Here is a 20,058-nt window from a genome sequence, read left to right on the forward strand (position 1 = left end):
TCACGGTGTCTGCAAGCGAAAGGCCCGCCAAACGGCGGGCCTTCGCGTCTCGCTCTGCGCAGCGCGCGGGGCAGTCGCCCTCAGGCGAACGCCGCCTGGCACCAAGCCATCAGCGGGTTCCAGAAGACCCCGAGCACCAGCAGCGCCAGCGCATTCACGCCGAACACCAACCGCAGGCTGCGGTCGTCGCGGGGCATCACCGGCTCGCCCACCGGCTCGTCGAAGTACATGACCTTGATGACCCGCAGGTAGTAGAACGCGCCGATCACCGCGAACACCACGCCGACGATGGCCAGCCACAGCATGCCGCCATCGATCGCGGCGCGCAGCACCGCCAGCTTGGCCCAGAAGCCGAGGAACGGCGGGATGCCGGCCAGCGAGGCCATCACGCACAGCACCATGCCGGCGCTCCACGGGTCGCGCGCATTCAGGCCCTTGAAGTCGTCGATGCTGTCGGCTTCGAACCCGCGCCGCGCCAGCAGCACGATCGCGCCGAACGCGGCGGTCGCCATCAGCGCGTAACTGATCGCGTAGAACATCGCCGCCGCATAGCCTTCGGCGCCGCCGCCGGCCAAGCCGAGGAACAGGAAGCCGACGTGCGAGATGGTCGAATACGCCAGCATGCGCTTGAGGTTGGTCTGCATCAGCGCGATCACATTACCCACCACCAGCGACAGCGCCGCCAGCACGCCCAGCATCGGCTGCCAGTGCTCGGCCAGCGGCGCGGTGCCGAAGCCCAGCAGGCGCACCACCATGGCGAACGCCGCCAGCTTCGGCGCGGAACCGATGAACAGGGTGATCGGGGTCGGCGCGCCGTGGTAGACGTCGGGCAGCCACATGTGGAACGGCGCGGCGCCGAATTTGAACGAGATGCCGGCAACCATGAACACCACGCCGGTCAGCAGCAGCATGGGCTGCGCCACACCCGGCGCGGCGTCGCGGATGGCCGCGAGGTCGAGGCTGCCGGTGGCGCCATAGACCAGCGACATGCCGTACAGCAGCAGGCCGGAGGCCAGCGCGCCCAGCACGAAGTACTTCATCGCCGCTTCCGAGGCCAGCTTGTTGTCGCGGTCGATCGCCACCAGCGCGTAGGAGCTCAGTGCCAGCAGCTCCAGGCCCAGGTAGACCATGATCAGGCTGCCGGCCGAGGTCAGCAGCATCATGCCGAGCACCGCGAACAGCATCAGCACCGACACTTCGCCCTTGTACAGCCCGCGCTCGCGCAGGTAGGGCCAGACGAACAGCAGCGCGATCGCCGACACCACGCAGGTGGCGACCTTCAGCACGTCTGCCATGGTGTCGCGCACGAACATGCCGTTGAGCACGGCGGTGTCTTCGCCGACGCCGACGCCTGCGGCGATCAGCCCCCCCACCAAGGCCAGCACGGCGATGGAGAGCACGTGGGTGACCACGCGCTGGCTGTCCTTCAGGAACAGGTCCAGCATCAGCAGCGCGAACGCGGCGCCCACCAGCACCAGTTCGGGAATCAGCGGCAGCAGTTCGGTGGCTGCCGGCATGGCGAGAGTGGCCTGCATCGTCGTCATGTCCTCAAAGCTTGGTCGCGGCGAGCTGGGCCGCCAGTTGCGCGATGGAGGGTTCCATCAGGTCGGTCAGCGGCTTGGGGTTGATGCCCAGTGCCAGAGTGAAGGCGGCGAACACGCCCAGCACGATCCACTCGCGCGCGTTGATGTCCTTCAGTCCGGCCACGTGGGCGTTGCCCACGTCGCCCCAGATGATCCGCTTGGTCAGCCACAGCGAATAGCCTGCGCCGATGATCAGCGTGAGCGCGGCGGCCAGGCCGATCAGCGGGTTGTGCTGGAAGCTGGCCAGCACGACCACGAACTCGCCGACGAAGCCGCTGGTGCCCGGCAGGCCGGAATTGGCCATCGCGAACAGCACCCAGAACAGCGCGAACCACGGCATCACCTTCGCCACGCCGCCGTAGTCCTTGATCATGCGGGTGTGCATGCGGTCGTACAGCACGCCAACGCAGGAGAACATCGCCGCGGAAATGAAGCCGTGCGAGACCATCTGCACCATCGCACCCTGCAGGCCGAGGCGGGCGGTGTCGCCCAGGCCCTGGTCGCGCACCAGCGAGAACGCGATGAAGGTGCCCAGGATGACGAAGCCCATGTGCGCGACCGACGAATAGGCGATCAGCTTCTTCATGTCCTCCTGCACCAACGCCACCAGGCCGACATAGACGATGGCCACCAGGCTGAAGGCGATCATCAGCCAGGCGAACTCGTGGCCGGCGTCGGGCACGATCGGCAGGGTGAAGCGCAGGAAGCCGTAGCCACCGATCTTCAGCATGATCGCAGCCAGGATGACCGAGCCACCGGTGGGCGCTTCCACGTGCGCGTCCGGCAGCCAGGTATGCACCGGGAACATCGGCACCTTGATCGCGAACGCACCGAAGAAGGCGAAGAACAGCCAGGTCTGCTCGGTCATGGTCAGTGGCAGCGCCGCCATGTCGGCGATCTGCCAGCTGCCGCCCTTCAGGTACAGGTACACCAGCCCGATCAGCATGAACACCGAGCCGAGGAAGGTGTACAGGAAGAACTTCAGCGAGGCGTAGATGCGGCGCGGGCCGCCCCACACGCCGATCACGATGAACATCGGGATCAGCATCGCCTCGAAGAACACGTAGAAAAGCATCGAGTCCAGCGCGCAGAACACGCCGATCATCAGGCCTTCGAGGAACATCAGGCAGGCGACGTACTGCGCAACGCGCTTGTCCACCGAGCCCCAGGCGCCCACCAGCACCAGCACGCCGACCAGGGTGGTCAGGCCGATCAGCGGCACCGACAGCCCGTCCGCGCCGAGGTGGTACTGGATGTCGTAGGCCGGGATCCAGGCGCGCTGCTCGACGAACTGCATCGCCGCGCTGCTGGCATCGAAGCCGGTGAACAGCGGGACGCTCAGCGCCAGCGAGACCAGCGCGAACCCCAGCGCGATCCAGCGCGCAAGTTCGGGCCGCCGGTTGCCGGCAAGCAGGGAGAACACGCCGCCGAGGATCGGCAGCCAGATCAAAAGACTAAGCAGGGGCCAGTGGGTCACGCTTGCGGTATCCATCTCGTCGGTTGCCGGCTTACTGCCAGTAGTACCGGGCCATCGCGAGCAGCGCGACCAGGCCCAGGATCATTGCGAACGCATAGTGGTAGAGGTAGCCGGTCTGCACCTTGCGCAGCGCCGCGGCCACGGTCCCCACCAGGCTGACGGCGCCATTCACCGCGCCATCCACCACCCGGTTGTCGACCAGGCTGGACAGCCTGCCCAGCTTGACGCTGCCGCCGGCCAGGCCGCCGATCCACAGGTCATCCATGTAGTACTTGCGCTCCAGCAGGCGGATCGGCGCGGCCAGCGAACGGGTGATGCCCGTGCGCAGGTCCGGCTTGACCAGGTACAGCAGGGTGGCCAGCGCGAACCCGGCGAATGCCAGCCAAAACGCCGGGGTCATGAAGCCGTGCAGCGCGAACGCCACCGGACCGTGCCAGTCCGCCGCGGCGATCTTCGCCATCACGTCGCGCACCGGCTCGACGAAGATCGCGCCGTCGAAGAAACCCGTGCCCTTCTCGTGGCCGGCCCAGTCGGTACCGAACAGCATCGGGCCGGCGGTGAAGAAGCCGATCAGCACCGACGGGATCGCCAGCAGCACCAGCGGCAGGGTCACCACCCACGGCGACTCGTGCGGTTCGTGCGCGCCGTGCTGGCCGTGGCCATCGTCGTGATGGGCATCGTGGTGCGCGTCATGGCCATGCCCGTGGGCGTCGCGGAAGCGCTCCTTGCCGAAGAAGGTCAGGTAGAGCAGGCGGAAGCTGTAGAAGCTGGTCACGAAGGCGCCCAGCAGCACGGCCCAGTAGGCGTACTGCGCGATGAAGCCGCCCTCGCCCGCGTGCTCGCCGGCGGCGACGATGATCGCGTCCTTCGAGTAGTAGCCGCTGAAGAACGGGGTGGCCACCAGCGCCAGCGTGCCCAGCCACATGGTGATGTGGGTCACCGGCATGTACTTGCGCAGGCCGCCCATCTTGCGCATGTCCTGCTCGTGGTGCATGCCGATGATGACCGAGCCGGCGCCGAGGAACAGCAGCGCCTTGAAGAACGCGTGGGTCATCAGGTGGTAGACCGCCGCCGAGTACGCGGACACGCCCAGCGCCACCGTCATGTAGCCCAGCTGCGACAGCGTGGAATACGCCACCACGCGCTTGATGTCGTTCTGCACCATGCCGATCAGGCCGGTCCAGAACGCGGTGGTTGCGCCGACGAACAGGACGAAGTTGAGCGCGGTCTGCGACAGTTCGAACAGCGGCGACATGCGCGCCACCATGAAGATGCCCGCGGTCACCATGGTCGCGGCGTGGATCAGCGCCGAGATCGGGGTCGGACCTTCCATCGAGTCCGGCAGCCACACGTGCAGCGGTACCTGCGCGGACTTGCCCATCGCGCCGATGAACAGGCAGATGCAGATGACCGTGGCGATCGACCAGGCGTGGCCGGGCAGGATTTCGACGTTCATGCCGCGGATGGCATCCGCATTGGCGAACGCCTGCGCGTAATCAAGCGAACCGATCCAGTACAGCACGCCGGCGATGCCCAGCAGGAAGCCGAAGTCGCCGACGCGGTTGACCAGGAACGCCTTGAGGTTGGCGAAGATCGCAGTCGGCTTCTTGTACCAGAAGCCGATCAGCAGGTAGGACACCAGGCCCACCGCCTCCCAGCCGAAGAACAGCTGCATGAAGTTGTTGCTCATCACCAGCATCAGCATGCTGAAGGTGAACAGCGAGATGTAGCTGAAGAAACGCTGGTAACCCTCGTCCTCTGCCATGTAGCCGATGGTGTAGATGTGCACCAGCAGCGAGACGAAGGTGACGACCACCATCATCATCGCGGTGAGCTTGTCGACCATGAAGCCGACGTTGACCGAGATGTCGCCCACCTGCATCCAGGTGTAGAGATTCTCGTTGAACACGGCGGCGCCGTGCATCAGCTGCCACAGCACGTGCACCGAGAGCGCGCAGCTGGCCGCCACGCCGAGGATGGTGGCGGTGTGCGCGCCGGCGCGGCCGATCCGGCGGCCGAACAGGCCGGCCAGGAGGCTCCCGACCAGCGGCAGCAGCACGACCAGCACCAGTTGGGTCTTGGAGATGAGGATTGCCGGATCCATCAGGTCAGCCCTTCAACGTATCGATGTCCGCCACGTCGATGCTGCGGCGGTTGCGGAACAGGGTCACCAGGATCGCCAGGCCGATCGCGGCCTCGGCAGCGGCGACGGTGAGGATGAAGAACACGAAGACCTGGCCGGCGGCGTCGCCCAGCGAGCGCGAGAAGGCGACGAAGTTGATGTTCACCGAGAGCAGCATCAGCTCCAGCGAGATCAGCAGCATGATCACGTTCTTGCGGTTCAGGAAGATGCCGGCGACGCTGATGCAGAAGATCACCGCGCCCAGCGTCAGGTAGTGGCCCAGGGTCAGGGCGGACATCAGGTTGCTCATTGCGCGCCCTCCTCCGGCTTGGCACTCGCGGCCGGCACTTCCGCCTGCATCTTCACCAGCCGCACGCGGTCGGCGACGCGCACGCGCACCTGCTCGGCCGGATTCTGGTGGCGGGCGCCCGGGCGCCTGCGCAGGGTCAGCATCACCGCCGCCACCACCGCCACGGTGAGGATCACCGCCGCCACTTCGAACGGCAGCACGAACTCGGTGAACAACGCACGCGCCAGCCAGGTGGTGTTGGGCACGTCCGCGGCCACCGCGGCGTTGTCCGCCAGCGGCGCTTCGGCGGCGCTGCGCACGCCGATCAGGGCCAGCATCTGCACCAGCATCACCACCGCCACCACCAGACCGACCGGCAGGTAGCGCACGTAGCCCTGACGGGCCGGCGCCTTGTCCATGTCCAGCATCATCACCACGAACAGGAACAGCACCATCACGGCACCGACGTACACCAGCACCAGCGCGATGCCGAGGAACTCGGCGCCGCCGATGATCCAGGTGCAGGCCACCGAGAAGAAGGTCAGCACCAGCCACAGCACGGCGTGGACCGGGTTGCGCGCGGTGATCGCCGCCAGCGCCGCGGCCGCGGCGACCGCCGCGAAGCCGAGGAAGGCAAGGGTTTGCAGATCGAAGTCCATGCTCGGGTCGGCCTCAACGGTACGGGGCATCGGCGCCGCGGCGCTCGGCGATCTCCGCCTCCAGGCGGTCGCCGATGGCCAGCAGCTTGGGCTTGGTCAGGATGTTCTGGCCGCGCTGGTCGAAGTGGTACTCGTGCACGTGCGTCTCGACGATGGAGTCGGTCGGGCAGGACTCCTCGCAGAAACCGCAGAAGATGCACTTGAACAGGTCGATCTCGTAGCGGGTGGTACGGCGGGTGCCGTCGTCCGCACGCGGTCCGGCCTCGATGGTGATCGCCAGCGCCGGGCACACCGCCTCGCACAGCTTGCAGGCGATGCAGCGCTCTTCGCCGTTGGCGTAACGGCGCAGCGCATGCACACCGCGGAAGCGCGGCGACTGCGGGGTCTTTTCCATCGGGTACATCAGTGTGTACTTGGGACGGAACAGATATTTCAGCGTCAGCCACATGCCGCTGACCAGTTCCAGCAGCAGCAGGCTCTTGAAGTAGGAAACCACTTTGCTCATGCCGCCGCTCCCATCATGCCGTCGCCGATCACGCCGAAGTACACCAGCAGCGCGGTCACGAAGATCCAGCCGATGGTGATCGGGATGAACACCTTCCAGCCCAGACGCATGATTTGGTCATAGCGGTAGCGCGGGAACGTGGCACGGAACCAGATGAAGCAGCTGGCGAAGAAGAACACCTTGGCCAGCAGCCACCACCAGCCGTCGACCGACAGCAGCGGAATGCCCCAGCCGCCGAACGGGCTCAGCCAACCGCCGAGGAAGAAGATCGAGGTCAGGAAGCTGATCAGGATCATGTTCGCGTATTCGGCGAGGAAGAACAGCGCGAACTGCGAACCGGAATATTCCACCATGTGGCCGGCGACGATCTCCGATTCGCCTTCCACCACGTCGAACGGCGAGCGGTTGGTCTCGGCCACGCCGGAAACGAAATACACCACGAACAGCGGCGCCAGCGGAATCCAGAACCAGCCCAGGAAGCCCTTGCCGGCCTGCGCCATCACGATGTCGGACAGATTCAGGCTGCCGGCCGCGATCAGCACGCCGACCAGCGAGAAGCCCATCGCGATCTCATAGCTGATCATCTGCGCCGAGGCACGCATGGCGCCGAGGAAGGCGTACTTCGAGTTCGAGGCCCAGCCGGCGATGATCACGCCGTAGATGCCCAGCGAGGTCATGGCCAGCAGGTACAGCAGGCCGGCGTTGGCGTTCGACAGCACCACCTGTGCGTCGAACGGCACCACCGCCCAAGCCGCGCAGGCCGGCACCAGCGCCAACAGCGGCGCCAGCCGGTACAGCACCGGGTGGGCCACCGTGGGCTGCACCACTTCCTTGAACAGCAGCTTGAACACGTCGGCGAACGCCTGCAGCACGCCCCAGCCCACGTACATGGGCCCATGGCGGACGTGCATCCAGCCGATCAGCTTGCGCTCCCACACCACGTAGAACGCGACCGCGATGATCACCGGCATCAGGATGGCGAGGATCTTCAGCACGATCCAGGCCAGCATGCCGACCGTGCCGAAGGACAGCAGCAACTCGCGCAGGGGGTCGATGGCGTATTGCATCAGGGGATTGCTCGCGATGTTCATGCGCGCGCGACCTCCAGCTTGGCGGCGGCCAGCAGCGGCGCGGTGGCCCCGTAGCCGGATTCCACCCACACGCTGCCGGGGGCGACGCGCGGGTCGATCGCCACCTGCAGGGTGGCCGTGCCGGCGGCGGTGGCGCACTTCGCCATGACGCCTTCGGCCAACCCCAACGCCGTGGCATCGGCGGGGTTCAGGGTGGCACGCGGGCCCGCAGTGAGCGGGTGCGCCTGCAGTGCGTCGCAGCGACGGATCACCCCGTCGACGCGGTAGATCGCGGCCGAGGCCGCCACTTCCAGGCCATTACCGGCCACCGGCGCGGGCGCGCCCTTGGCGACCTGCACCGCCTTCGGCGCGAGCCCCGCACGCAGGCCGGTCAAATCGGTGAATTCGAAGCCCGGCAGTGCCAGGTCGCCGCCCAGCGCACGCAACACGCGCCAGCCGGAATGCGCCAGACCCGGCAGCTTGCCGGCGGCGACCGCCTGCTGCTCGATGCCGTCGAGGTTGGTGAGGGTGGCATCGATTTCCGGCAGCGCGCCGACTGGCAGGATCACGTCGGCGACCGCGCGGGTGGACTCGCAGGCGAACTGGCTGAATGCCACCACCTGCGCGCCGCCCAGCGCCTTCAGCGCGAGCTGCTGGTCGGCGAAGTCCAGGCCGGGCTCGATGCCGTAGATCACGTAGGCCTTGCGCGGATCGCGCAGCATCGCCTGCGCATCGCGCGAGGTGGGCAGCACGCCCAGGCGGGACAGTCCCAGCGCGTTCGCGCCCTGCGGGATGCGGCACAGCTTCGCGTTCTTCGCCGCGGCGAAGTCGGCGGCCGCCTTGCGGATGGCGGCGGCATGCGGGCCGTTCTCGGCCACGCCGCCCACGATCACCGCGATATTGCCGGCATCGCCAACATCCACCGCGGCCAGCGCGGCAGCCAGCTGCGACGGCGGCACGATGGCCTTGGATGCGATGCTGAAGGTGAAATCGAAATCCACCGGGTTGACCACGTGGATCTTCGCGCCCTTCTTGAAGGCCTTGCGGATGCGCTGGTGCAGCAGCGGCACTTCGTGGCGGACATTGGAACCGACGATGACGATGGCGTCGGCCAGTTCGATCTCCGCCACCGGCATGCCGAACGCTTCCGCGGCGGCGCCGTCGGAAAGGTCGAGCTGGCCGATGCGGTGGTCGATGTTGCCGCTGCCCAGGCCGGATGCCAGGCGCGCCAGCAGCGCACCCTCCTCGTTCGAGGTGGCCGGGTGGGCCAGCACGCCAAGCGCGTCGCCGGCGTTGTCGCGCAGGATCCGTGACGCCATCGCCAGCGCTTCTTCCCAACTGGCTTCGCGGAAGCCTTCGCCGTCGCGGATCAGCGGCGCCGTGGCACGGTCGGCAGCGGACAGGCCTTCATGCGCGTAGCGGTCGCGGTCGGACAACCAGCACTCGTTCACCGCCTCGTTGTCGCGCGGCACGCTGCGCAGCAGGTCGCCGCGGCGGACGTGGTGGAACAGATTGCTGCCCAGCGCGTCGTGGTAGCCAAGCGACGGCCGCGCGGTCAGCTCCCACGGGCGCGCCTTGAAGCGGAACACCTTGTTGGTCAGCGCCCCCACCGGGCAGACGTCGATGACGTTGCCGGACAGCTCGGTGGTCAGCGGCTTGCCGTCGTAGGTGCCGATCTGCAGGTTCTCGCCGCGGTACATGCCGCCCAGCTCGTAGGTGCCGGCGATCTCGGCGGTCACGCGGATGCAGCGGGTGCAGTGGATGCAGCGGGTCATCTCGCTGGCGACCAGCGGGCCCAGGTCCTCGTCCGCCACCGCGCGCTTGCGCTCGACGAAGCGGTTGACCGAACGGCCGTAGCCCAGCGACAGGTCCTGCAGCTCGCACTCGCCGCCCTGGTCGCAGACCGGGCAATCCAGCGGGTGGTTGATCAGCAGGAACTCCATCACGTTGCGCTGCGCCTTCAGCGCCTTGTCGTTGCGCGTGAAGACCTTCATGCCGTCCATCACCGGGGTGGCGCAGGCCGGCGACGGCTTCGGCGCGGCGCGGCCACCGACCTCGGTGTCCACCAGGCACATGCGGCAGTTGGCGGCGATCGGCAGCTTCTCGTGGTAGCAGAAGCGCGGGATCGGGACGCCGGCCTTGTCGGCGGCCTGGATGATCATCGAGCCCTTGGGCGCGGCCATCTCGACGCCGTCGATGAAGACGGTGACGTGGTCGGGCGGCAGGTTCGGATTGACGGGTTGTGCGCTCACGCAACCACCTTTTCAGCCTTGACCAGCGTGCCGGCGCGTTCGTCGTCGACGTAGAAGCGCTTGTTCACGATGGCGTATTCGAATTCGTGCCAGAAATGGCGCAGGAAACCCTGCACCGGCCACGCCGCGGCTTCGCCGAAGGCGCAGATGGTGTGGCCCTCGATCTGCCCGGCGGCGGCGCGCAGCATGTGCAGGTCGTCCATCGTGGCGTCGAGGTTGGCGATGCGGGTCAGCATCCGGTGCATCCAGCCGGTACCTTCGCGGCAGGGGGTGCATTGGCCGCAGCTCTCGGCCTTGTAGAACTGGCTGATGCGCTGGCAGGCGCGGACCATGCAGGTGGTCTCGTCCATCACGATGACCGCGCCCGAGCCCAGGCCGGAGCCGGCCTTCTGGATCGCGTCGTAGTCCATGGTCAGCTGCATCATCGTCTCGCCCGGCAGCACCGGCATCGACGAACCACCCGGGATCACCGCCTTGATGCGGTGGCCGTTGCGGATGCCACCGCACATCTCCAGCAGCTCGGCGAACGGGGTGCCCAGGCGGATTTCGTGGTTGCCCGGATTGGCCACGTGGCCGGAGACCGAGAAGATCTTGCAGCCGCCGTTGTTGGGCTTGCCCAGCGACATGAACCATTCGGGACCGTTGCGCACGATCGCCGGCACCGAGGCGTAGGTCTCGGTGTTGTTGATGGTGGTCGGCTTGCCGTACAGGCCGAAGTTCGCCGGGAACGGCGGCTTGTAGCGCGGCTGGCCCTTCTTGCCCTCCAGCGACTCCATCAGCGCGGTTTCTTCGCCGCAGATGTAGGCGCCCGCGCCCAGCGCGTTGTGGATGTCGATGTCGATGCCGCTGCCGAGGATGTCCTTGCCCAGCCAGCCGTGCTTGTACGCCTCGGCCAAGGCTTCCTCGATGTGCTCGAAGGGCTCGTGGTGGAACTCGCCGCGCATGTAGTTGTAGGCCACCTTGGTGTTGGTGGCGTAGCAGGCGATGGCCAGCCCTTCCAGCACCGAATGCGGGTTGTAGCGCAGGATGTCGCGGTCCTTGCAGGTGCCCGGCTCGGATTCGTCCGAGTTGCACAGGATGTACTTCTCGCCGTCGTGCTTGGGCATGAAGCTCCACTTCAGCCCGGTCGGGAAGCCCGCGCCGCCGCGGCCACGCAGGCCCGACGCCTTGATCATCTCGATGATGTCGGCCGGCGGGATCTTCTCGGTCAGCACCTTGCGCAGCGCCTGGTAGCCACCGGTCTTGAGGTAGTTCTCGTACGACCACGGCTTGTCGAAATGCAGCGTGGTGTAGACGGCTTGGTGTTCCTTCGGCGCCGGGCCGACCGGGCCGTAACCTTCCGAATAGTGCGAATGTCCGCCCATTACTTCAGTCCGTCCAGCAGCTCGTCCACCTTCGCGAGGTCGAGCTTCTCGTGGTAATGCCCGTTGATGACCACCACCGGCGCGCCGCAGCACGCCGCCACGCATTCTTCCTCGCGCTTGAGGTAGACGCGGCCATCGGCGGAGGACTCGCCCAGCTTGCAGCCCAGCTTCTGCTCGGCGTGCGCGACCAGCGCCTCGGCGCCGTTGAGCCAGCAGCTGATGTTGGTGCAGAACGCCACGTTGTTGCGGGCGACCGGCTTGATCTCGAACATCGAATAGAAGGTGGCGACCTCGTAGGCCCACACCGGCGGCAGGTCCAGGTACTTGGCCACGGCGGCGATCAGCTCGTCGGACAGCCAGCCGCCGTTCTGTTCCTGCGCCGCGAACAGGCCCTGCAGCACCGCGGAGCGCTTGCGCTCCGGCGGGAACTTGGTCAACCAGTGGTCGATATGCGCGCGCGTCGCGTCCGACAGAGCCACCATCGGATCGACGTTGCGGCAGGCTTCGAAATTGCCCGTCGCTTTCATCGGTCAACCTCACCAAACACGATGTCATAGGTGCCGATCATCGCCACCACGTCGGACAGCATGTGTCCCTTCGTGATTTCGTCCATCGACGAGAGATGGGCAAAGCCCGGCGCGCGCAGGTGCACGCGGAACGGCTTGTTGGCGCCGTCGCTGACCAGGTAGCAGCCGAACTCGCCCTTGGGCGCTTCCACCGCCGCGTAGGTTTCGCCGGCCGGCACGCAGTAGCCTTCGGTGAACAGCTTGAAGTGGTGGATCAGCGCTTCCATGCTCTGCTTCATGTCGTCGCGCGAGGGCGGCGCCACCTTGTAGTTGTCCAGCATCACCGGGCCCGGGTTGGCCCGCAGCCAGGCGACGCACTGCGCGATGATCCGGTTGGACTGGCGCATCTCGGCCATGCGCACCAGGTAGCGGTCGTAGCAGTCGCCGTTCACGCCCACCGGGATGTCGAAATCGACTTCCGCGTACTTGGCGTAGGGCTGCTTCTTGCGCAGGTCCCATTCGATGCCGGAACCGCGCAGCATCGCGCCGCTCATGCCCCAGGCCTTGGCCTGTTCCGGGGTGACCACGCCGATGCCGACGGTGCGCTGCTTCCAGATCCGGTTGTCGGTGAGCAGCGTCTCGTATTCGTCCATCCGCGCCGGGAAGTCGCGGGTGAACTGATCGAGGAAATCGAGCAGCGAACCTTCACGCCACTCGTTGAAGCGCTTGAGCTTCGCGCCCTTGCGCCACGGCGACTCCTTGTACTTCGGCATCCTGTCCGGCAGGTCGCGGTAGACGCCGCCCGGACGGTAATAGGCCGCATGCATGCGCGCGCCGGAGACCGCCTCGTAGCAGTCCATCAGCTCTTCGCGCTCGCGGAACGCGTACAGGAACACCGCCATCGCGCCGAGGTCGAGCCCGTTCGAGCCCAGCCACATCAGGTGGTTCAGGATGCGGGTGATCTCGTCGAACATCGTGCGGATCCACTGCGCGCGTTCCGGTGCCTCGATCCCCATCAGGTTCTCGATGGCGCGCACGTAGGCGTGCTCGTTGCACATCATCGACACGTAGTCCAGCCGGTCCATGTACGGGATCGACTGGTTGAACGGCTTGGACTCGGCCAGCTTCTCGGTGCCGCGGTGCAGCAGCCCGACGTGCGGGTCGCAGCGGCGCACCACCTCGCCGTCCATTTCCAGGATCAGGCGCAGCACGCCGTGCGCGGCCGGGTGCTGCGGGCCGAAGTTCAGCGTGTAGTTGCGGATTTCCTGGGCCGCCTCCGCCGGATTGCTGGCGAAGGTGTCGCTGCCGGGGTGCAGGACGTCGCTCATCGACGCGCCTCCCGCTGCAGGATGCGGTTGTCGCGCTCGGCCTCGGCGGTCGCGAAGCGGGCGTCGTCGCGGATCACGCGGGCCACGCCCACGCGCGGCTCCACGCTGGTGACGGGCTCATACACCACGCGCTTCTTCTCCTCGTCGTAGCGCACTTCCACGTTGCCGATCAGCGGGAAATCCTTGCGGAACGGATGCCCCACGAAACCGTAGTCGGTCAGGATGCGGCGCAGGTCCGGATGGCCGTCGAACACCACCCCGAACAGGTCGAACGCCTCGCGCTCGAACCAGTTGGCGCCCGGCCACAGGCCGGTCACCGACGGCACCATCGGCACGCCGTCGTCCGGCGCGAACATCCGCACGCGCAGGCGCAGGTTGCGCGGGATCGACAGCAGATGCAGCACCACCGCGAAGCGGCGGCTGGCGCGCTCGTCGCAAACGACCGTGGCGCCGGCCTCGTGGCTGGGGGCTTCGCCCCAGTTTAAGCGCCCCGGGCCCTGCCCTTCGACGCCGCGACTGAAGCCTTCGGAAGAGACGCCGACGGTATCCCACTCATCGGTGCCGTAGCCCAGGTAGTCGACGCCGCACAGATCGATGAAGGTGTCGAAGCCGAACTCGTCGCGCAGCGCCTTGCAGGCGGCAAGGTAATCGGCCGGCGCCACCTCGAGGCCGACCTCGCCGCGCGGCAGCGCGACCTGCACGGCCTGCGCACCGAAGCGCGCGACCAGCTGCTCGGACAATTGCATGCTCATGCGCGCGCGCCCTCCGGCTTGGGCGTCCGCGAGTACGGATTCTGTTCCAACCGGCGGATCTTCTTCTGCAGCTGCAGGATGCCGTACACCAGCGCCTCGGCGGTGGGCGGGCAGCCCGGCACGTACACGTCGACCGGCACCACGCGGTCGCAGCCGCGCACCACGGAGTAGGAATAGTGGTAGTAGCCGCCGCCGTTGGCGCAGCTGCCCATCGAGATCACCCACTTGGGATCGGGCATCTGGTCGTAGACCTTGCGCAGCGCCGGCGCCATCTTGTTGACCAGGGTGCCGGCCACGATCATCACGTCGGACTGGCGCGGCGAGGGGCGGAACACCACGCCGTAGCGGTCCATGTCCAGTCGCGCCGCGCCTGCCTGCATCATCTCCACCGCGCAGCAGGCCAGGCCGAAGGTCATCGGCCACATCGAGCCGGTGCGCGCCCAGTTCCACAGCGCGTCCAGGCTGGTGGTGACGTAGCCGTTCTGCAGCAGCGGATTGTCGCCCTCGGGCCGCAGGATGTCGTCCAGCCGCCCTTCCGGCAGCGGATTGCTGGCGGCTTCCAGTACTGATCGGACGATATTGCTCATTCCCACTCCAGCGCGCCGCGCTTCCACACGTACACGAAGCCGATGACCAGCAGCGTGAGGAACACGCCCATCTCGATCAGGCCGAACACCCCCAGCTCGCGGAACACCACGGCCCAGGGGAAGACGAAGGCGATTTCAAGGTCGAAGACGATGAACAGGATCGCGACCAGGTAGTAGCGCACATCGAACGGCATGCGCGCATTCTCGAAGGCACCGAAGCCGCACTCGTAGGGCGAGAGTTTTTCCCCGGAGGGCCGCTTGGGACCAAGGACGTTGCCGACGACGATCAGCGCAATGCCGATGCCGGTGGCGACGATCAAAAACAGCAGGGTGGGCAGGTATTCGGCCAGCACGCTTGCCTCTTCTAGTTGTTCGTGGGCTTGCCGGCCATGATGGCCGCTCGCTAACAGCCGCGCATTCTAACCGCCGGGACGCCACCGCGGCCAGACCTTCACGTCCTGAATGCACGCGAAGGGCGCAGGATTCCGCACTCCGATGCGCCGGCCTGCGAAAAGCCAAGAATCGTTCGCATCCCCGGCGGGGAAAATCCCCGGATCGATCTCGCGCAAGGATCGCCGCCACGCCGGCGATGCGGCGCCACCTCCTGGCCGATTGGAGCCCGTACTCGCGGCGCGGCGCGTACAATGCGTGCCCCCTTTCCTTCGGCGATCCCGCCCCAAGGCAACATGAGCGCCGACAACGCGACCCCGCTTTTCACCGACCTCGGCCTGCCCGAGACCCTGCTGGCCGCCCTGCGCGACGTCGGCTACGAGTCCCCCTCGCCGATCCAGGCCGCCACCATACCGCCGCTGCTGGAAGGCCGCGACGTGCTGGGCCAGGCCCAGACCGGCACCGGCAAGACGGCGGCGTTCGCCCTGCCTGCGCTGGCGCGACTGAACGCGGCAGCGGGCAAGCCGCAGGTGCTGGTGCTGGCGCCGACCCGCGAGCTGGCCATCCAGGTGGCCGAGGCGTTCCAGACTTACGCCAAGCACATCTCCGGCTTCCAGATCCTGCCGATCTACGGCGGCCAGGGCTACGGCCCGCAGCTGCACGCGCTCAAGCGCGGCGTGCACGTGGTGGTGGGCACCCCGGGCCGCGTGATCGACCACCTGGAGCGCGGCACGCTGGATCTGTCCGAGCTGCGCATGCTGGTGCTGGACGAAGCGGACGAAATGCTGCGGATGGGCTTCATCGACGACGTCGAGGCCGTCCTCAAGAAGACCCCGGAGACCCGCCAGGTGGCACTGTTCTCCGCCACCATGCCGGCGCCGATCAAGCGCATCGCGCAGACCTACCTGAAGAACCCGGTGGAAATCGCCATCAAGGCGCAGACCACAACCGCGGCCAGCATCCGCCAGCGCTTCTGGATGGTCAGCGGCATCAACAAGCTGGACGCGCTGACCCGGATCATGGAGGCCGAGCCGTTCGAGGCGATGATCATCTTCGCCCGCACCAAGATGGGCACCGAGGAGCTGGCCGAGAAGCTGGCGGCGCGCGGGTTCGCGGCGGCCGCGATCAACGGCGACGTGGAGCAGAAGACCCGCGAGCGCACCATCCAGCGCCTGAAGGACGGCCAGATCGACGTGCTGGTGGCCACCGACGTGGCGGCGCGCGGCCTCGACGTGGAGCGCATCAGCCACGTGCTGAACTACGACATCCCGTACGACACCGAGAGCTACGTCCACCGCATCGGCCGCACCGGCCGCGCCGGCCGCAGCGGCGAGGCGATCCTGTTCGTGGCGCCGCGCGAACGCGGCATGCTTGGCGCGATCGAGCGCACCACCCGGCAGAAGATCGAGCAGATGAACCTGCCCAGCGTGGACGCCGTGAACGAGCGCCGCGTGGCCAAGTTCCTCGACAAGATCGATGGCGCCCTGGCCAGCGATGACCTGTCGGTGTTCCGCGACCTGGTGGAACGCTACGAACGCGAGAAGAACGTGCCGGCGGTGGAGATCGCCGCCGCGCTGGCCAAGCTGGTGCAGGGCAAGACGCCGCTGCTGCTGCCCAAGCCCGCGGCGCCGGAAAAAGCCTTCACTCCGCGCGAAGACCGCCCGCAGCGCGCAGAGCGCCCGGTGCGCGAGCCGCGCGAACGCAGCCCGCGCGAACCGCTGCCGGCCGACGTGGGCATGCAGACCTTCCGCATCGAGGTGGGCTACCAGCACGGCGTGCAGCCGGGCAACATCGTCGGCGCCATCGCCAACGAGGCCGACCTCGAGGCCCGCTTCATCGGCCGCATCGACATTCGCGACGACTACACCCTGGTGGACCTGCCGGAAGGCATGCCCGACGAGCTGATGCAGCACATGCAGACGGTGCGCGTGGCCAGCCGTCCGCTGCGGATGCGGCCGGCGACGCCGGAAGACCAGGACGCGCCGAAGCGCAAGCGCAGCTTCGGCCCGCCGCGCGGCGACCGTCCCGGCGCCCCGCGCAAGCCAGGCGGCTTCAAGCCCGGCGGGTTCAAGCCACGCGGCCCGCGCTGAACCGCGCTGAACCACGCTGACCGTCCCCTCCCCATCCCCGATGGGGAGAATGGATCGCACCGACATGCCGACATGCCGGCCGGGCATTGGCCAGCCGCCCGGGCCGGCGGCAAGGTCCGTCGATGTCCCGCCTCCTCGTCTTCCAGCACGTGGCCGCCGAACCGCTCGGCACGCTCGACCCACTGATCCGCCGGCGCGGGCACCGCATCCGCTTCGTCAATTTCGAGCGCAATCCGGACGCCCAGCCGGACGTGGAACGCTACAAAGGGCTGGTGGTGCTCGGCGGCCCCATGAACGTGGAAGACCAGGCCCGGCGCCCGCACCTGCGTACCGAATTGGCCGCCATAGAGCGCATGCTGGAACTCGGCCGCCCGGTGCTGGGGATCTGCCTGGGCGCACAGCTGCTGGCGCATGCACTGGGCGCGACGGTGAAGCGCCAGCGCACGCCGGAAATCGGCTGGCATCCCGTGCGCACCACCGAAGCCGGCCGCGCCGATCCGGTCCTGTCGCCGCTCGGCGACGCCGCGCCGGTGTTCCAGTGGCATGGCTGCCATTTCGAGGTGCCTGCCACCGCGGTGCACTTGGCCCGCAGCGACGCCTGCGAACAGCAGGCGTTCCGTTACGGCGCCAACGCCTACGGCTTCCAGTTCCACCTGGAGATGAACCCGCCGCTGATCGAGCGCTGGCTGGCCACCCCGGCCTACCGGCGCGAGCTGGAGCAGCTGGCCGGCAGCCAGGACGAAGCGCGCATCCGCACCGACACCCGACGCCACATCGCCGGCATGCAGGCGCGGGCCGACGCGGTGTTCAACAACTTCCTGGACCTGGCCGGCCGCCCGCAGCGCCGCCACACCCTGCCCTCTCGCGAGTAGACGTGAGGCCGCCGGCCGCGGCGAATGCGAGCTGGCACGAGGCTGGCAATGCGGCGATGCTGTGCGCATGAGCCATTCCAATGATTGCGACGCCCTCGTCATCGGGGCCGGGGCGGCCGGATTGATGTGCGCCCTGGCCGCCGGGCGGCGCGGGCTGCGTGTGCGCGTGCTGGACCACGCCAACAAGGTCTGCAAGAAGGTCCTCATGTCCGGCGGCGGGCGCTGCAATTTCACCAATACCGGCGCTACGCCCGCCAACTATCTCTCCGCCAATCCGCACTTCTGCAAGTCGGCGCTGGCGCGCTACACGCCTTGGCACTTCATCGAGCTGGTCGAGCGACACGGCATCGCCTACCACGAAAAGGAGCTGGGCCAGCTGTTCTGCGACGAGTCCTCGAAGCAGATCGTGGCGATGCTGCTGGCCGAATGCGCGGATGCCGGGGTAGAGATCCGCACCCATTGCGCCATCGAACGTGTGGAACGAACCGACGCCGGCCGCTTCCGCCTGCACACGGCGCAGGGGCGCTTCGAGGCACCTTCGCTGGTGGTGGCCAGCGGCGGCCTGTCGATCCCCAGCATGGGCGCCAGCGGCTTCGGTTACACGCTGGCCAAGCAGTTCGGGCACGCCGTGCTGCCAACCCGCGCCGGCCTGGTGCCGCTGACGCTGACCGGCAAGCACGCCGAACGCCTGCACGATCTGGCCGGCGTGGCGCTGCCGGTGGAGGCACGCTGCCACGACGCCAGCTTCCGCAACTTCATGCTGATCACCCACCGCGGGATCAGTGGCCCGGCGATCCTGCAGATCTCCAACTACTGGCAGCCAGGCGATGAGCTGCGCCTGGACCTGTTGCCCGGGACCGACACCAATGCCCTGCTGCGCGACTGGCAGCGGCAGCGCCGGGACTCGGAGCTGAGGACGTTGCTGGCGGATGTGCTGCCCAAGCGTTTCGCCCAGCGGCTGTGCGAGCACTGGATCGTCAGCAGGCCACTGCGCCAGTACGCCCCGCGCGAACTGGACAGGATCGCCGCGCTGCTGCGCGACTGGCCGCTGATGGCCAGCGGCACCGAGGGCTACCGCACCGCCGAGGTGACCTTGGGCGGCGTCGACACCGATGGGCTGTCGTCCGCCACCATGATGTCGAGGACGGTGCCTGGACTTTATTTCATCGGCGAAGTGGTGGATGTCACCGGCTGGCTCGGCGGTTACAACTTCCAATGGGCCTGGGCGTCGGGCCATGCCGCCGGGCAGGCGCTGGGCGGCGCCTGAGGCGCAAGGCGGCTACGCCGAGGTCAGATGAAGGGCACCAGCGGCAGCCCGAGATAGGGGTGCACCAGCCACCACAGGCCCACCACCGCGGCCAGCCACAGCAGCAGCTTCACCAGCACCCCGGCCACCTTGATCGCCAGCCACACGCCCAGCACCACCAGGACGATCGCGATCCAGTTCATGCGGCTGCCCCGCCGTCGAGGGCGCACGCCAGCGGCCGCAGCTGCGGGTCCAGCGCCACCCGTTCGTCGAACACGAAACACCCGCCCGTGTAGCCCATGCCACCCACCTGTTCGAAATAACCCAAGATCCCGTCGTCCAGCTGCAGCACGTTGTCCATGCCGTCGGCGCGCAGCCACAGCGCCGCTTTCTCGCAGCGAATGCCGCCGGTGCAGAAACTCACCACCGTGGCGTCGCGCAGCGCGTCGCGATGCGGCGCAAGCGCTGCGGGCAGCTCGGTGAAGCGGTCGATGGGCAGCGTCAGCGCGCCGGCGAAGGTGCCATGGGCGATCTCCTGCCGGTTGCGCGTGTCCAGCAGGACCAGCCGCCGGCCGTCGTCGTCACGGCCCTGCTCGATCCAGCGCGCCAGCGTGGCCGGCGCCACCGTCGGCGCGCGCGCGCCGGCCCGCAATGGCGACGCGGCCTCGCGCCGGAACGTGATGATTTCGGGCTTGCGCTTCACCTTCAGCCGCGCGAAGGGCACGGTGTCGCTCCAGCTCTCCTTGGCATGCAGCGCGGCGAAGCGCGCGTCGGCGCGCAGCCATGCCAGGAAGTCGCGCAGCGGCGCCTCGGTACCGGCCAGGAACAGGTTCAGGCCTTCCGGGGTGACCAGCATCGTGCCGCGCAGCGCCGCGGCCTCGGCACGCTCGCGCAGGCGCGCGGCCAGCGCGTCGGCGTCGTCGATGGCCACGAACAGGTAGGCGGCGATGTTGAGGACCATGCGGG

The 20,058-nt window shown here is 67.7% G+C and carries 19 protein-coding genes; 3 read left to right on the plus strand and 16 right to left on the minus strand.

The window, feature by feature from the left end; all coding sequences use genetic code 11:
- Nucleotides 1–80: 80 nt before the first annotated feature.
- Genes nuoN through SPK54_RS01045 form a run of 14 tightly spaced genes read right to left on the minus strand, consistent with a single transcriptional unit; the run spans nucleotide 81 to nucleotide 14,847 of the window.
- A complete protein-coding gene (gene nuoN, locus SPK54_RS00980; protein ID WP_330946075.1) occupies nucleotides 81–1,544 on the minus strand; it encodes an NADH-quinone oxidoreductase subunit NuoN in 1,464 nt (487 codons plus the stop codon).
- Nucleotides 1,545–1,548: 4 nt separating this feature from the next.
- Nucleotides 1,549–3,060, minus strand: coding sequence for an NADH-quinone oxidoreductase subunit M (locus SPK54_RS00985; RefSeq protein WP_330946076.1), 1,512 nt, complete (start codon nucleotides 3,058–3,060; stop codon nucleotides 1,549–1,551).
- A 31-nt stretch (nucleotides 3,061–3,091) separates the two neighbouring features.
- Entirely contained in the window at nucleotides 3,092–5,164 is a 2,073-nt protein-coding gene (nuoL, locus tag SPK54_RS00990) for an NADH-quinone oxidoreductase subunit L (RefSeq protein WP_330946077.1), read from the minus strand.
- 4 nt (nucleotides 5,165–5,168) lie between these two features.
- On the minus strand, nucleotides 5,169–5,480 hold the full coding sequence (gene nuoK / locus SPK54_RS00995; RefSeq protein WP_028838294.1) for an NADH-quinone oxidoreductase subunit NuoK: 312 nt from the start codon (nucleotides 5,478–5,480) through the stop codon (nucleotides 5,169–5,171).
- A gap of 8 nt (nucleotides 5,481–5,488) precedes the next feature.
- Complete coding sequence (locus SPK54_RS01000) at nucleotides 5,489–6,160, minus strand: NADH-quinone oxidoreductase subunit J (RefSeq protein WP_330946078.1); 672 nt, start codon at nucleotides 6,158–6,160, stop codon at nucleotides 5,489–5,491.
- Nucleotides 6,144–6,635, minus strand: a complete 492-nt coding sequence (gene nuoI / locus SPK54_RS01005; RefSeq protein WP_190281098.1) for an NADH-quinone oxidoreductase subunit NuoI — start codon at nucleotides 6,633–6,635, stop codon at nucleotides 6,144–6,146. The genes SPK54_RS01000 and nuoI overlap by 17 nt, the downstream gene beginning before the upstream one ends.
- On the minus strand, nucleotides 6,632–7,702 hold the full coding sequence (nuoH, locus tag SPK54_RS01010; RefSeq protein WP_190282296.1) for an NADH-quinone oxidoreductase subunit NuoH: 1,071 nt from the start codon (nucleotides 7,700–7,702) through the stop codon (nucleotides 6,632–6,634). Before nuoH ends, nuoI begins: the two co-directional genes overlap by 4 nt.
- 20 nt (nucleotides 7,703–7,722) lie before the next feature.
- Nucleotides 7,723–9,957, minus strand: coding sequence for an NADH-quinone oxidoreductase subunit NuoG (nuoG, locus tag SPK54_RS01015; protein ID WP_330946079.1), 2,235 nt, complete (start codon nucleotides 9,955–9,957; stop codon nucleotides 7,723–7,725).
- Complete coding sequence (nuoF, locus tag SPK54_RS01020) at nucleotides 9,954–11,321, minus strand: NADH-quinone oxidoreductase subunit NuoF (RefSeq protein WP_330946080.1); 1,368 nt, start codon at nucleotides 11,319–11,321, stop codon at nucleotides 9,954–9,956. Before nuoF ends, nuoG begins: the two co-directional genes overlap by 4 nt.
- A complete protein-coding gene (gene nuoE, locus SPK54_RS01025; RefSeq protein WP_330946081.1) occupies nucleotides 11,321–11,848 on the minus strand; it encodes an NADH-quinone oxidoreductase subunit NuoE in 528 nt (175 codons plus the stop codon). The genes nuoF and nuoE overlap by 1 nt, the downstream gene beginning before the upstream one ends.
- Nucleotides 11,845–13,155: an NADH-quinone oxidoreductase subunit D gene (locus SPK54_RS01030; RefSeq protein WP_330946082.1), complete on the minus strand. Its 1,311-nt coding sequence runs from the start codon at nucleotides 13,153–13,155 to the stop codon at nucleotides 11,845–11,847. The genes nuoE and SPK54_RS01030 overlap by 4 nt, the downstream gene beginning before the upstream one ends.
- A complete protein-coding gene (locus SPK54_RS01035) occupies nucleotides 13,152–13,907 on the minus strand; it encodes an NADH-quinone oxidoreductase subunit C (protein WP_330946083.1) in 756 nt (251 codons plus the stop codon). Before SPK54_RS01035 ends, SPK54_RS01030 begins: the two co-directional genes overlap by 4 nt.
- A complete protein-coding gene (locus SPK54_RS01040) occupies nucleotides 13,904–14,494 on the minus strand; it encodes an NADH-quinone oxidoreductase subunit B family protein (RefSeq protein ID WP_330946084.1) in 591 nt (196 codons plus the stop codon). Before SPK54_RS01040 ends, SPK54_RS01035 begins: the two co-directional genes overlap by 4 nt.
- Complete coding sequence (locus tag SPK54_RS01045) at nucleotides 14,491–14,847, minus strand: NADH-quinone oxidoreductase subunit A (protein ID WP_330946085.1); 357 nt, start codon at nucleotides 14,845–14,847, stop codon at nucleotides 14,491–14,493. Before SPK54_RS01045 ends, SPK54_RS01040 begins: the two co-directional genes overlap by 4 nt.
- Before the next feature lie 333 nt (nucleotides 14,848–15,180).
- Between SPK54_RS01045 and SPK54_RS01050 the strand changes: the two genes are divergently transcribed.
- The 3 genes from SPK54_RS01050 (at nucleotide 15,181) to SPK54_RS01060 (ending at nucleotide 19,113) form a co-directional block, all read left to right on the plus strand.
- Nucleotides 15,181–16,974, plus strand: coding sequence for a DEAD/DEAH box helicase (locus SPK54_RS01050; protein ID WP_330946086.1), 1,794 nt, complete (start codon nucleotides 15,181–15,183; stop codon nucleotides 16,972–16,974).
- Nucleotides 16,975–17,096: 122 nt separating this feature from the next.
- Nucleotides 17,097–17,846 carry a gamma-glutamyl-gamma-aminobutyrate hydrolase family protein gene (locus SPK54_RS01055; RefSeq protein WP_330946087.1) on the plus strand — a complete coding sequence of 250 codons (750 nt, stop codon included), beginning with the start codon at nucleotides 17,097–17,099 and terminating at the stop codon, nucleotides 17,844–17,846.
- Nucleotides 17,847–17,913: 67 nt separating this feature from the next.
- Nucleotides 17,914–19,113 (plus strand): NAD(P)/FAD-dependent oxidoreductase, encoded by a 1,200-nt coding sequence (locus SPK54_RS01060; protein ID WP_330946088.1) that lies wholly within the window; start codon nucleotides 17,914–17,916, stop codon nucleotides 19,111–19,113.
- Between the two features lie 23 nt (nucleotides 19,114–19,136).
- Here the strand turns inward: SPK54_RS01060 and SPK54_RS01065 are convergent, their stop codons facing one another.
- Both SPK54_RS01065 and SPK54_RS01070 read right to left on the minus strand, forming a co-directional pair.
- Nucleotides 19,137–19,295, minus strand: a complete 159-nt coding sequence (locus tag SPK54_RS01065) for a hypothetical protein (protein WP_330946089.1) — start codon at nucleotides 19,293–19,295, stop codon at nucleotides 19,137–19,139.
- Nucleotides 19,292–20,053 (minus strand): sulfurtransferase, encoded by a 762-nt coding sequence (locus SPK54_RS01070; RefSeq protein WP_330946090.1) that lies wholly within the window; start codon nucleotides 20,051–20,053, stop codon nucleotides 19,292–19,294. The genes SPK54_RS01065 and SPK54_RS01070 overlap by 4 nt, the downstream gene beginning before the upstream one ends.
- Between the last annotated feature and the right edge of the window lie 5 nt (nucleotides 20,054–20,058).

Source organism: Thermomonas sp. LB-4, from assembly GCF_036409385.1.
In the GTDB taxonomy this organism is placed as follows: domain Bacteria; phylum Pseudomonadota; class Gammaproteobacteria; order Xanthomonadales; family Xanthomonadaceae; genus Thermomonas.